This window comes from Burkholderia sp. MSMB0856, from assembly GCF_001524645.2.
Taxonomy (GTDB): Bacteria; Pseudomonadota; Gammaproteobacteria; order Burkholderiales; family Burkholderiaceae; genus Burkholderia; species Burkholderia diffusa.
This window is the reverse complement of the sequence record NZ_CP013428.1, coordinates 1,562,185-1,575,012: the sequence shown is the minus strand read 5'-3', so window position 1 is coordinate 1,575,012 and position 12,828 is coordinate 1,562,185. Positions and strand designations below refer to the sequence as shown.

Annotated in this window: 13 protein-coding genes; 5 read left to right on the top strand and 8 right to left on the bottom strand. The window is 62.6% G+C overall.

Annotation, left to right across the window (positions count from 1 at the left end):
* The first annotated feature begins 33 nt into the window (after positions 1-33).
* Together WS87_RS24590 and WS87_RS24585 are read left to right on the top strand one after the other, a co-directional pair.
* Entirely contained in the window at positions 34-1,428 is a 1,395-nt protein-coding gene (locus WS87_RS24590; protein WP_082750664.1) for an MBOAT family O-acyltransferase, read from the top strand.
* 2 nt (positions 1,429-1,430) lie between these two features.
* Positions 1,431-2,603: an alginate O-acetyltransferase AlgX-related protein gene (locus WS87_RS24585; protein WP_082750663.1), complete on the top strand. Its 1,173-nt coding sequence runs from the start codon at positions 1,431-1,433 to the stop codon at positions 2,601-2,603.
* 826 nt (positions 2,604-3,429) lie between these two features.
* Here WS87_RS24585 and WS87_RS24575 read toward each other — a convergent pair.
* From WS87_RS24575 to WS87_RS24565, 3 genes are read right to left on the bottom strand one after another with little or no spacing between them, the layout of a single operon-like run.
* On the bottom strand, positions 3,430-3,618 hold the full coding sequence (locus WS87_RS24575) for a 4-oxalocrotonate tautomerase (RefSeq protein ID WP_059819317.1): 189 nt from the start codon (positions 3,616-3,618) through the stop codon (positions 3,430-3,432).
* A 59-nt stretch (positions 3,619-3,677) separates the two neighbouring features.
* Positions 3,678-4,454, bottom strand: a complete 777-nt coding sequence (locus WS87_RS24570; protein ID WP_059526390.1) for a class II aldolase/adducin family protein — start codon at positions 4,452-4,454, stop codon at positions 3,678-3,680.
* The gene (locus WS87_RS24565; protein WP_059819316.1) at positions 4,429-5,322 is read right to left on the bottom strand and encodes an urea transporter; all 894 of its coding nucleotides are present in this window, start codon (positions 5,320-5,322) and stop codon (positions 4,429-4,431) included. The genes WS87_RS24570 and WS87_RS24565 overlap by 26 nt, the downstream gene beginning before the upstream one ends.
* A gap of 275 nt (positions 5,323-5,597) precedes the next feature.
* On the opposite strand from WS87_RS24565, the gene WS87_RS24560 reads away from it, so the two are divergent.
* Complete coding sequence (locus WS87_RS24560; RefSeq protein ID WP_059819315.1) at positions 5,598-6,158, top strand: putative glycolipid-binding domain-containing protein; 561 nt, start codon at positions 5,598-5,600, stop codon at positions 6,156-6,158.
* Here WS87_RS24560 and WS87_RS24555 read toward each other — a convergent pair.
* The 5 genes from WS87_RS24555 to WS87_RS24535 form a co-directional block, all read right to left on the bottom strand.
* Complete coding sequence (locus WS87_RS24555; protein ID WP_059819314.1) at positions 6,113-7,024, bottom strand: alpha/beta fold hydrolase; 912 nt, start codon at positions 7,022-7,024, stop codon at positions 6,113-6,115. The two genes, WS87_RS24560 and WS87_RS24555, sit on opposite strands and share 46 nt — an antisense overlap.
* A 4-nt stretch (positions 7,025-7,028) precedes the next feature.
* On the bottom strand, positions 7,029-7,934 hold the full coding sequence (locus tag WS87_RS24550) for a metal-dependent hydrolase (RefSeq protein WP_059819313.1): 906 nt from the start codon (positions 7,932-7,934) through the stop codon (positions 7,029-7,031).
* On the bottom strand, positions 7,931-8,869 hold the full coding sequence (locus WS87_RS24545; protein WP_059819312.1) for an SDR family NAD(P)-dependent oxidoreductase: 939 nt from the start codon (positions 8,867-8,869) through the stop codon (positions 7,931-7,933). Before WS87_RS24545 ends, WS87_RS24550 begins: the two co-directional genes overlap by 4 nt.
* A gap of 21 nt (positions 8,870-8,890) precedes the next feature.
* Positions 8,891-10,468 (bottom strand): flavin-containing monooxygenase, encoded by a 1,578-nt coding sequence (locus tag WS87_RS24540; RefSeq protein WP_059819311.1) that lies wholly within the window; start codon positions 10,466-10,468, stop codon positions 8,891-8,893.
* A 243-nt stretch (positions 10,469-10,711) separates the two neighbouring features.
* Positions 10,712-11,386 carry a lysoplasmalogenase gene (locus tag WS87_RS24535; RefSeq protein WP_059819681.1) on the bottom strand — a complete coding sequence of 225 codons (675 nt, stop codon included), beginning with the start codon at positions 11,384-11,386 and terminating at the stop codon, positions 10,712-10,714.
* On the opposite strand from WS87_RS24535, the gene WS87_RS34480 reads away from it, so the two are divergent.
* Together WS87_RS34480 and speB are read left to right on the top strand one after the other, a co-directional pair.
* Positions 11,376-11,498 carry a hypothetical protein gene (locus WS87_RS34480; protein ID WP_257792235.1) on the top strand — a complete coding sequence of 41 codons (123 nt, stop codon included), beginning with the start codon at positions 11,376-11,378 and terminating at the stop codon, positions 11,496-11,498. The genes WS87_RS24535 and WS87_RS34480 overlap by 11 nt on opposite strands.
* Positions 11,499-11,809: 311 nt before the next feature.
* Positions 11,810-12,772: an agmatinase gene (gene speB / locus WS87_RS24530; protein WP_059691893.1), complete on the top strand. Its 963-nt coding sequence runs from the start codon at positions 11,810-11,812 to the stop codon at positions 12,770-12,772.
* Positions 12,773-12,828: the final 56 nt, after the last annotated feature.

Sequence of the window (12,828 nt, the reverse complement as noted above, 5' to 3'; positions counted from 1 at the left end):
GTAAAATTCCGCCCATAAATAAAGCGAACACAAATGCTTTTTAGTTCACCAATATTTTTATTTGCATTTTTGCCAATATTTTTCACATCCTTTTATTTGGCAAAAGGAGTGTGGCGGGATGTCATTGTTCTCGTGGCAAGCGTTTTTTTCTATGCCTGGGGCGCTCCTTTATTTGTAATATTGGTTTTGGCGTCGGCAGCGTTTGATTACTGGTTGGGTGGGATAGTTTGGCGGAAAAGGAGCAGATTGGCTGTCTCAGTGGGGGTGGCTTCGAATTTGGCGATACTTTTCTATTTCAAATACACAAATTTCTTCATCGACAATATAAATGATGTTTTTTTGTCGAGCTTCGGATTGAAGATTGCGCATTTGAACATAATTTTGCCAATCGGCGTTTCGTTTATTGTGTTCGAGAAAATAACGTATCTCGTTGACCTTAAGCGAAATATAACCAAGCCCGCCGAAACTCTATCGAAGTACATTACGTACGTATTTCTATTTCCGAAAATATTGGCCGGCCCTATTATAAAATATCACGATATTCAGGAGCAGCTTTCGGGGCGCACGGTGTCATTTGACGACTTTGCTGCTGGCGCATTGCGATTCATGTTTGGCCTGTCCAAAAAGATACTCATCGCAGATACATGTGGGGAGATGGTGGATCGTGTATTTGGCGATGTGCCGCATATAAGCTCGTCCGGGGCGTGGATCGGCGCCCTTTGCTTTACCGTACAGATATACTTCGACTTCTCGGCATACTCGGATATGGCGATCGGCCTTGCTCGGATGATGGGGTTTAGGTTGATGGAGAACTTTAACTCCCCTTATATATCCCGCAGCTTCACTGAGTTCTGGCGACGATGGCATATTTCGCTGTCAACTTGGATACGCGAGTATCTATATATTCCTCTGGGCGGTAATAGGGGTGGCGTATGGCGAACAAATTTCAATTTGTGGATATGTTTTGTGTTGTCCGGGCTTTGGCATGGCAGCACATGGAATTTTGTTATCTGGGGTGCCTATAATGGGTGCTTTTTGATATTCGATAAATATTTTTGGTTGAAAAATCAGACCAGGCTAGCGCCCTGGCTGCAGGCAGGATTGACGTTGTTTTTTGTGATATTTGGTTGGGTGATATTTAGGTCGCCGACTGTTGATGTGGCGCTGGAAATGATAAAGAAGATGATTATTTTCCGTGCCGATGGAATAACGCCGTTTGTTGATAACGGAGTTAAATGGGCATTGATTTTGGGGCTGGCTGGCTCTCTTTTCACATGGAAATCTACAAACTCGATGCTCGAAAAGATCGGAGTTGATCGCGCCCTGGCTTTGTCGGCGGGTTCAATAGTGCTGTTGGCTATGGCGGCATTCTCTATCGGCAAGGCGGTGACCGTGTCTTTTCAGCCTTTCCTATATTTCCGATTCTGAGCATGAAGCGAACACCATTTATTGCTAAAGCAGTGACCATGGCGTTTGGCATTGCACTGTGTATGCCAATTGCTATATTGGCTGCGAAGGGAGTGGCAAACGTCAACCCAGCTGCGTATGATTTGCCATTGAAAGGTATGCAGCAAGCGGAAAAAATCGAGCCGCTGACATTGCGGACATGGATTTCTGGTGATTTCGAAGATTTTGCATCTAGACACTTCAGTGATCGACTTCCGCTACGGGGCTGGATGATTTCGGCATCCAATGAAATACTGTTTCGTGTATTTAGGAAGTCTTATATGGGGGATGGCTCGATCGTCATAGGAAAGCAAGGTATGCTTTTCGAAAAGACGTATACTGCAGCGTATTGCAGCACAAGGCATACCGATGCGGAGATAGATGGTTGGGCCAGAGATATTAAAGCCTTGCAGGAAAGGGTGGCCATTGAAGGCAGGACATTCGTATACTTGATAACGCCTTCGAAGGTTTCGTACTTCCCGGAAATGTTGCCTGATGGATATCCGTGTGATTTGAGAAATTCTCGATCCGACTACCGGCGTCTGGTGGGTGATTTGGCTGAGCATGGAGTTAATTTTGTTGATACCAGTGCGGCCATGATTGCAAGCAAGGGAAATTACAATGTGGATATGTTCTCTAACGGCGGAACGCATTGGAATCTTCTCGGTGCAGCTATCGGAACAAATTTATTGTTGAATAAGATACGAGCCGTAGGCGGGCCAGATTATTCGACGCTTTCGTATTCGTGGAAGGTTGAGAATGCCCCGAATGGGACAGATACCGATCTGTTTGATCTTCTGAATAGAGGGTTGGTGGCGCCCAATTATGCTGTTCCTCATTTAGATGTTCGGGCAAAATCATCTACTACTTCGCAGTCGAAGCAGATTGTGTTCGTGGGAGGGAGTTTCGTTGGGCAGGTTATCGAGCTTTTATATGGGACGCAAGCGGCGAAGGATATAGATTATTTTTATTATTTTAAATTGAATCACCAAGTGGCACAGGCGGGGCACCCCATCGTGGATAAGGCGGTGAATGTCAATGATCGTGATACGTACAAGACAATATTCACGTCACCGGTCATCGTTTTCGAAGAGAATGAGGCGAATCTGATTTCAAATCATGGGAAATTGCTGATGGAAAAATTTGGGGTCATCTAAATCGGTCTGCAAGGTTCATCGCACACGGCGCCACCTGAGTGCTGTAGTGGCCGTCCGCGTGCTGGTTGAGCAGTTTCCCTGCGCGGTGCCGTTGATCTCTGTACTGCATCGAGGGCGGGGATGTATCGTCCGCCGAAGGTAATCGCAGATGCACAGAATGCGATCGTCGACAGACGCGGGTCATCATCTGCGGTCGAGGGGGCGGGCGATCTTGTTGGACGTATTTAGGGAGGCAATCGAGCAGGGGAAAGCGGAGGTCGGAAAGAGCCCGATCGAATCGATCTTCGTGCTCGATGTGTCCATCACCCGTTCGCGCTTGACGCTTGACGATTACATGCGAATCCACGAGGAAGCACGCAAGGGTCCTGCGGAGCGATGGGGCGCGAACGCGACGATGCTCGCGCTTGTGAGTGGTTAGCGCCCGCAAGATATCTGGAAGACGGAACAGCCAGATTCAGATCGGGTTCCTTCCGATCCAACAATCGACGGGACGAGGGGGCGTGCAGGCATCTCGAAGCCGAGCGTTCAGCCACCAATCTCATACATCAGCACGGGGTTCGCAGTATTGCGCGATGCGGCGGAAGTCGAGGTTTCGGAAGGCAAGCCACTTTTGACCCTCCATGAGATCCGGTCGCTGCAGCATGCCTCTATACCGAGCAGTGTGAGGCGGAATTCGCACAAGCACTGTCACAGTCTGCCAAGATGCCTGCGTTGTATCGAGACAGTTGAGGGCGCGAGCGGACTGAGATCAATATCTGCGGTCGCTGATTTTGGATAGGTTTTGGAGAAACTCGGCGACCACCACCTCTTGAAATTGCCTCGAATCTTATTTGGCGTCGCTCCACAGCTTGCCGGCCGTCGCCCAGTTTTCCTTCTTCACGTCGGCGAGAATGATGTCGACGGAGCCCGGGTCGCAACCGAGCGTCTCGCACGTGACGCGCGTGATCGCTTCGACGAACGCGCGCTTCTGCTCGACCGTGCGGCCTTCGAACAACTGGATATTGAAAGTCGGCATGACTGAATGCTCCGATGGTTGGGGGTGAACGATTCGTCGGGAGAGTGGCGATTGCGCCGTCAGTCGCGATACGACGGATCGATCCGGTCGAGGCGGCGCAGCAGCGCCGGCCATTCCAGTTCGCCCTCGATCGCGCCGCCGTCGCGCAACTGCCCGGCCGTGCGGTCCGCGACGGCCGGCTCGGGCAGCACGAGCGGCCCGCCGCCTGCCTGCGCGCGTATCTGGATGTCGCAGGCCTTGATCAGCGTATCCATCAATACATACGCCTCGGCAACGGTCCGGCCGACCGTCAGCGTGCCGTGGTTGCGCAACAGCATCGCGGATTTCGCGCCGAGGCTGGCGGTCAGCCGCGCGCCTTCGGCCGGCGAGAACGCGAGCGCCTCGTAGTCGTGATACCCGAGATCGCCGTGAAACCGCAGCGCGTGCTGCGACGCGGGCAGCAGCCCGTCGCGCTGGATCGACACGGCGATGCCGGCCGTATTGTGCAGGTGCATCACGCAGACGGCGTCCGGCCGCGCGGCATGCACGGCCGCGTGGAGCGCGAAGCCGGTCACGTTGACCGCGTGTTCGCCGTCGCCGATCCGGTTGCCGGCCAGGTCGATCTTCACGAGATTCGAAGCGCGGACCTCGTCGAACGTGAGGCCGAACGGGTTGATCAGGAAATGCCCGGGTTCGCCCGGCACCGTCGCGGACAGATGCGTGTAGATCAGGTCGTCCCAGCCGTTCAGCGCAACGAGGCGATACGCGGCGGCGAGATCGACGCGCAGCCGGCGTTCGGCGTCCGAGATCGGGCCGCCGGGCTTCACGGTGTCAGGACGGTGTGCGAATGACGACATCGGGTTCTCCGAGGGTGAAGCGGCGCGTGACGAGCACTGTGGTCCATGACGCGAGTGCGAACGGGGCCGTGAACGCGGGGAGGCCCGCGCGCGTCGCGAGCCACTGGAGCAGCGCGGCGAGTGCGGCGGCCGCGAAAGCCGCGCGCGGGCCGCGCGACATCAGCGCAAGCGCGGCGAGCGCACCGTTGAAGCCGAACAGGCCGTCGGCGAACGACGCGCCGTTCGCGCCGGATGCGACCAGCAGCACCGTCGACACGATCGCGCCGCCGAGCGCGAAGGCGGCCGCGCGGCGCGACGCGACGGCGAGCCCGGCGACGATCAGCATGCCTGCCCACGGGCCTTGCGCGAAGGTGGTCTGTGCGATGCCCGAAAGCAGCGCATCGGGGAGGGAAGGCAGCGTAAGAGGTGCACCTGCCGTCGCGTCGCCGGCATGCTGCGGCGCGACAAACGGTAGCCACAGCGCGGTGATGACGAGGCACGGGCTCGAATATGGGCACTGACGCCAGCGGGCGAGCGGCACGCGCATCGCGCGCTGCACGAGCGCCGCGCCGATCGAGACCACCGGCACCAGCGCGATGGCGGCAAGCGACGACGGGGCGAACAGCACGGCGATCAGCGCGGCGAGCGCGCCGTTGAAGCCGTGAAGCCCCTGTTCGACGTCGCGGCGCTCCGTGCCCGTGAGCACGGCGGTCATGCTGGCGGCGGCCGAGCCGACCAGCGCCGCGGACGCAAGCCGCAAGTCGGTCAGCGCCAGCGCGGCGAGCAGCAGCGCGCCGGTGACTGCATTCGCCTGCAGGACGATCTGCCCGATGCCGCGCAGCAGTGTGCGCAGGTCGATCGACGGCGAGGCAGGGCGGGCGGTAGGCATGGCGGCGGTGGAGCAGGATGAGCCGCGAGCATAGGACACAATCCCGTGCACCGGAATAGGGAATTCTGGATAGTCAGGATTTGTGGCGGATGCCCCGAATTGGGGAATGGTGATGCTCGGGGGCTGTCGCATTGGCGTTTTCGGGCGAATTGCGGTTGCGGAAGTGAATTCGGGCAATGGCCGGTTCTTTTGGCCCAGGTGCGCGTCGGGGTTCACGTCTTCGATCGGGATTCGTGCGACGATCCCCTGCATCGGACCAACCGGGAGGCGAAGGAATGCGCGAGGTGCGTTGGGCGTCGCTCGAGGGCGACGGAGTCGAACATCTGACGTTCGACCGGAGTGGCGGCGGCATCGTCGTCGAAAGCGCGGTGGTCGGCCAGCGGTACGGCCGCGCATACGGGCTCGCGTATCGTGTCGAGTGCGATCCGCACTGGCGCGTGACGTACGCGGTGCTCAAGGTGATGGGCGGCGGCACGCTGGAGCTGCACGGCGACGGCGCCGGGCACTGGCGCGACGGGTCAGGCCGGGCGCTGCCGGAACTGGACGGCTGCGTCGACATCGACATCGCGGCGACGCCGTTCACGAACTCGCTGCCGATCGGCCGCCTTGGTCTTGCGCGCGGCGAGCGGCGGCCGATCGACGTCGCATACGTCTCGACGCCGGACCTGAAGGTGACGCCGGTCAAGCAGGCGTATACGTGCATCGAGCCTGGCCGGCGCTACCGCTACGAAGGCATTTTCCGGAACTTCACGGCGGAGATGGACATCGACGCCGATGGGCTCGTGATCGATTACGAAACGCTGTTCAAGCGCCTGCCCGCGCTGACGGGGCGTTGAACCGTGGCGTTCGCGACCGCCGGCCTTTCATGCGCCGCCGCGAACCGGTCGATCCGCGCCGCGATCAACTCCGGATTGCGCATGACGATCCAGTGCGCGCCGTCGATTTCCTCGCGCACGTGCTCGCCGAGCCAGCGATCGAGATCGATCGACATTTCGGGCGTCACGTAGCGGTCGCGCACCGGCACGAGGATCTGCACCGGCGCCTGCGCATACCGCTCGCGCGGCTTTCTCGCCCGCGCGAGGAAGTTCGCGCGGTAAAGCTGCAACCCGTTCAGCGCGTTCTTCAACTGCGCGGGGTCGCGCGCCGGCCGCACGCGCTCGGTCAATTGCAGCCAGCGCGGCCACAGCGCGGCGGCGCCGAGGCGCCACACCAGCGACGGCACGACCGGCAGGTGGAAGAACGCGATGTACCACGACTTCAGGCTTTGCCGGAGCCGCATTTTCGCGCGGAACACGTGGTCGAGGCACGGGCCGGAGATCGACGTGTACGACGCGATCCGGCCGCGGAACGCGGGATCGGTCACGGCCTCCCAGCACTGGATCGACCCCCAGTCGTGACCGACCAGATGGAACGGCCGGTTGCCGCAGGTCGCGTCGGCCACCGCCTTCAGGTCTTCCGCGAGCCGCGCAAGTGTGTAGTCCGCGCGGCGGCGCGGCGCATCGGACGCGCCGGCGCCCCGCACGTCATACGCGATCACGCGATAGCGCTTCGCGAGCCGCGCGCGGACCGATGCCCACACGGTCGCCGAATCGGGATAACCGTGCACGAGGATCAGCGGCGGCGCGCGCCGCGGTCCGCTGACGTAGACGGCGAGTTTCACGTCGCCGGAGCGGACGGTCAGCATCTCGTGTGCGCGCGCCATGACGTCATGCCTGCGGAACCGGATGCAGCGGCACGCGTCGCGGGGCGGCCTGCGCGGCATGGCGCGCGTTGGTCGCGTCGATGTTCGCGAGCAGCGTGTCGAGCCCCTGCAGGTACTGATGGTTGTCGTGGTCCCATGGATGGAAGCCCGGACGGAAGTAGTCGAGCCATTCGCGCGCGATGCTCGGGAACACGCCGGTCCTCGGGCTGTACAGATACTTCACGAGGCGCCACATGCCGCCGAATCTGCCGTGTTCGCGACGGTGCGCGCGCATCAGGCGAACGTGGAAGTCGAACACGATCGTCCAGAACAATACCGTCGTCGTCAGCATCGTGCCCGTGCGCAGCAGGTAGCTGCCGAGGCCCGGCTTCATCACGGCGTTCCATACGTCGTACGACACCGCTTTGTGCTCGGTTTCCTCCATCGCGTGCCACATCCACATCTGCTGATAGCCTTCGACCGATCCGTCGATCCGGTGTTCGTGGCCCGACAGCAGCTGGTTCGCGAGGATCGCCGTGTAGTGCTCGAGCGCGATCGTGATCGCGAGCTGCATCGAATGCGGCAGCGTCTTCTTGAAGAAGCCGAGGATCGTCCACAGCCGCTTGTCGAGCTTGTGCGCGGGCAGGCCGGACGACTGCAGCAGGTCGTTGTACTCGATGTGCTCGCGCGTGTGCATCGCTTCCTGGCCGATGAAGCCGAGCACCTGCTTCTTCAGCTCCGGATCCTCGATGCGGTCGCGGTAGTTGCGCACCGAATCCATGAAGAAGCGCTCGCCGGCCGGAAACAGCAGCGACAGCGCGTTCATGAAATGCGTGACGGGCACGCCCTGGACGTGCCAGTCCTTCGCGCGTTCGGGCGGCAGCGCGAAACGGATGTCGCGACGCACCGGCATCATGTTCGGGGTCGTCATGATTGTTCTACTCCCTGATTGCCTGCATTGTTGTAGGTGGCGTGAAGCGGTGCGGCCGCCGGTGCGCCGTAGCGCGCGGCCGCGCGGCGGGCCTTCGCGGCCTCGCGGCGCGTCGCGAGCACGACGAGCGCCTGGTACGCGGCCGGCAGGGTGCGCGCCATCCAGTCCGCGGCCTTCGCGTCGCGGCCGATCAGCACGCGGCGTTTGTTCTTGCGCACGCCGGCGAGGATCGTGCGCGCGGCGTCGTCGGCGGTCGTGATGAAGAACTTCTCGAAGCTGTCCTTGCCTTGCTGCTCGCTCTCGACGATGAAGCCGACCATGTTCTTCGCGACGCGGCTCGATTGCGCGATGTTGGTGCGGATGCCGCCCGGATGCACGCAGGTGGCCGACACGCCGCACTTCATCATGTCGAGTTCCTGCCGCAGCGATTCCGTGAAGCCGCGCACCGCGAACTTGGTCGCGTTGTAGCCGCTCATTCCCGGCTGCGCGAAGATTCCGAAGATGCTCGACGTGTTGATCACGTGACCGTCGCCCGATGCCTTCAGGTGCGGCAGGAACGCCTTCGTGCCGTGCACGACGCCCCAGAAGTTGATGTTCACGATCCACTCGAGATCGCCGTATTCCATGCCTTCGATCGTGCTCGACAGCGCGACGCCCGCGTTGTTGAAGATGAGGTTGACCTTGCCGTGTTCCTGCGCGGTGTCGTCGGCCCACGCGAACATCGCGTCGCGGTCGCCGACGTCGAGCACGTGCGTCGACACGCGCACGTTCGGCGCGATCGCGCGGACGATCCGTTCGGTTTCGGCGAGGCCGACGCCGTTCTTGTCCGCGAGCGACACGTGGCAGCCGGCCTGCGCGAGCTGCACGGCGAGCGAGCGGCCCATGCCCGAGCCCGCGCCCGTGATCGCGGCGACCTTGTTGGCGAAATCTCTCATGTCGGTGGCTCCTTGTCTGACTCAGGCCGCTTCGGCGGAAGCGGAAGCGGCAGGCGCGACGGCGGGCCGCGCGCTCGTGTCGTGGTGCGGCGCGCGATACGCGTGGTAATCGGCGATCGAGAAGTGCGCGGTCGCCTGGCGGAAGCGCCAGGTGAAGCCCGGCCACAGCGTCGTGTTCTTGCCGGTGCGCGGATCGAGGTACCAGCTCTTGCAGCCACCCGTCGACCAGATCGCCTTCTTCAGCTTGCCCTGCAGGTCGCTGTTGAACTGCGCCTCGACGAGCGGGCGCACCTCGATCGCATCCGCGCGTTCGCGGTGCATCGCGTTCAGCGCGCCGAGGATGTATTCGATCTGCGACTCGATCATGAACACCATCGAGTTGTGGCCGAGGCCGGTGTTCGGGCCGACGATCATGAAGAAGTTCGGGTAGCCCGGCAGCGTCGTGCCGAGATACGCGTGCGCGCCGTCGCGCCAGGCGTCGACGATGTCGAGGCCGCCGCGGCCGATGATCGCGCCGCGCGGAAACGGATCGGCGACCTGGAAGCCCGTGCCGTAGATCAGGCAATCGACTTCATGGCGCTTGCCGTCGGTCGTCACGACCGCGTCGGCTTCGATATGGTCGATGCCGGTCGTGATCACGTCGACGTTCTTGCGCGACAGCGCCGGGTAGTAGTCGTTCGAGATCAGCACGCGCTTGCAGCCGAGCGTGTAGTTCGGCGTGACGGTCTTGCGCAGTTCCGGATCGGGAATCTGCTTGCGGATATGGCGCAGCGCGAGCTTCTGCACGTTCTTCATCAGCGACGGATGGATCGCGAAGCCGAGCACGCGCGATTCGAGCATCCAGTAGATGCTGCTGCGCACCGCCTTCTGCGTGAACGGCAGCGTGCGGAACAGCCATTTCTCGAAGCCGGTCAGGTTGCGGTCGGGCTTCGGCATGATCCACGGCGGCGTGCGCTGGAACAGCGCGAGTTCCTTCACGCGCGGTGCGATCTGCGGCACGAACTGGATCGCGCTCGCGCCGGTGCCGATCACCGCGACGCGCTTGCCTTCGAGCGCGTAGTCGTGATCCCACTGCTGCGAATGGAACGCGCGCCCCTTGAAGTTCTCGACACCGGGAATCGCCGGCAGCGCGGCGCGCGACAGCCCGCCCATCCCCGACACCAGCACGCGTGCCGACAGCCGCTTGCCGTTCGCGAACGTGAGGCGCCAGCGTTGCGCGGCCTCGTCGTATTCGGCGCGCTGCAGCTCGTGGCTCAGGCGCAGATGCGGGCCGACGCCGAAGCGCTGCACGCAGTCTTCCAGGTAGGCGCGGATCTCCGGCTGCGGCGCGAACATGCGCGTCCAGCGCGGGTTCGGCGCGAACGAGAACGAATAGACGTGCGATTGCACGTCGCAGGCACACCCGGGGTAATGGTTGTCGCGCCATGTGCCGCCGACCGACGTCGCCTTCTCGAGCACGACGAAGTTGGTCACGCCTGTCTGCCGTAGGCGAATGGCCATCCCGAGACCGGCGAAGCCGGTGCCGATGATGGCGATGTCGGTGGTTTCGTCCGGGCCGTCGTGGCCGGGCGGGCCGAAAGGCAACGTGCGAGCATTCATCCGGGTGTCTCCGATTTGGCTCATTTTTGAATGTTACATTGCTTGATGTAACGATAGTGGGTGAACCCGGAAACCGCAAGAGGCTAGAAGCGGCGCTCTAAGGGCCGGAAACCGCGTGGGAAAAGGCTCAGCGGGGTTTGGAACGGAACGGTTTCCGCATTGCGGAATGAGGGGAAGCGGCCGTCGGCAGGGCGGGAGAGGCGGGAGACGAGGCCGCCGACGCACGGCGGCCTGTTTGAAACACTATCGGGGACGGATCGACCGGGCGGCCGTCTCATGGAAAACCCCGGCGACGATCGTGACCTGCGCGAGCGCATAGAGGCCCCAGATCAGGTAGTCGATGCCGGGAAAGCCGCCGAGGAAGCGCCCGACACCGATCAGCGTGTCGGAGCCCACGAAGATCAGGCTGCCGACGGCGATCAGCGGGCCGTGCGTGCGGGCCGCGAGCGCGAAGCTCGCCATCGCGCACAGCACGAGCATATAGACGGCGACCGGCGCGAGCAGCTCGCCCAGGTGCGGAAGAAATGCCGCGTAGAACGCCGGCGCGGCGATCCACAGCCCGATCAGCGCGAGGATGCGCCAGCCGTGCGGCCGCGCGCGCCAGTGCACGAAGATCGCGCAATAACACAGATGCGTGAGCAGGAACGCGCCGAGGCCGAGGACGAACGACAGCGGCCAGTCGGGCAGCGCGAGCAGCACGTCGCCGAGCACGGCCGTGGCGAGCGCCGCGCACAGCCACGCACGTTCGCGCGGTGCCGCGCAGGTGCTGCCGGCTGCCAGCAGCAGGATGCCCATCGCGGCTTTCGCGACGGCCTGGCCGGGATAGGGCGCAGCGGCGAGCGACAGGCCGTACAGCAGCGCGGCGGCGACCGCGAGCGGCCAGAGCCGGCGATAGGTGGCGGGAAGCATGGCGATCAAGGCGGGTGTCTCCGGATTGTTGTTGTCCGCGGCGGACGGCGCGCCGGCGTGGGCGCGGCTGCAGGCCATTATCCGGAAGAACGGGCGGGTAAAAACCGGCGAATCCTTCTAGGCGCGGCATGGCGACGGTGCGGCGATGAGGCGGTGCCGGTTCGGGGCATGCGGCGGCGGCGCACCTGCCGCCGCGCCGGTTGTTCCGATGCGTTTGCCCCGGTCGAACCGGGGCAACGCCGAGATTTCGGCTTGCTATCATCGCCGCGTATCGACGTTGTCCCGCCCGGCCGCGCTACAGGGTTCGCAGGCCGGCGCGACGGCCGCGCCCGACGAGCGCATGCCGCCGCGTTTTCAATGAATCCGTGCCGGGTCCCGCCAGCGCACCCGATGCAGTGGCTGGGCCCGGTCTTCATGATCAACAGGTTCGACATGACCGAACTGCTCCACGGCGACGGCGCGATCCGTCGCACGACGCCATACGGCTCCTCGATCGAAAACACCTATGCGGGCGTACTGTCGTTCATGCGCCGCAACTATTCGCGCGTGCTCGATGGCGTCGACGTCGCGATTTCCGGCGTGCCGCTCGACCTCGCCACGACCTATCGCTCGGGCGCGCGGCTCGGGCCGGCCGCGATCCGCGCGGCGAGCGTGCAGCTCGCGGAGCTCCATCCGTATCCGTGGGGCTTCAATCCGTTCGACGATCTCGCGGCCGTCGATTACGGCGATTGCTGGTTCGATGCGCACAACCCGCTGTCGATCAAGCCGGCGATCGTTGAGCATGCGCGCACGATCCTGCGCTCGGGCGCGAAGATGCTGACGCTCGGCGGCGATCACTACATCACGTATCCGCTACTGGTCGCGCACGCGGAGCGCTACGGCAAGCCGTTGTCGTTGATCCACTTCGATGCGCACTGCGATACGTGGGCCGACGACGAGCCGGACAGCCTCAATCACGGCACGATGTTCTACAAGGCGGTGAAGGAAGGGCTGATCGATCCGGCGACGTCGGTGCAGGTCGGCATCCGCACGTGGAACGACGATTTCCTCGGGATCGAGCGGCTCGATGCCGCATGGGTGCACGAGCATGGCCCGCGCGCGGCGGTGGAGCGGATCGTCGACATCGTCGGCGCGCGGCCCGCGTACCTGACGTTCGATATCGACTGTCTCGATCCGGCGTTCGCGCCCGGCACGGGGACGCCGGTCGCGGGCGGGTTGTCGTCCGCGCAGGCGCTCGCGATCGTGCGCGCGCTCGGTGCGGTGAATCTGGTCGGCGCGGATGTCGTCGAGGTTGCGCCTGCTTACGATCACGCGGACATCACCGCGATCGCCGCTGCGCATGTCGCGTGTGATTTGCTGTGTCTGTGGCGGCAGAAGAAGGTGGCGGGGCGTTGAAGCTGCGTAGGCCGGTGGGCAGCCGGCCTTCTTTCATGGGTTGCGCGCAACTGCGG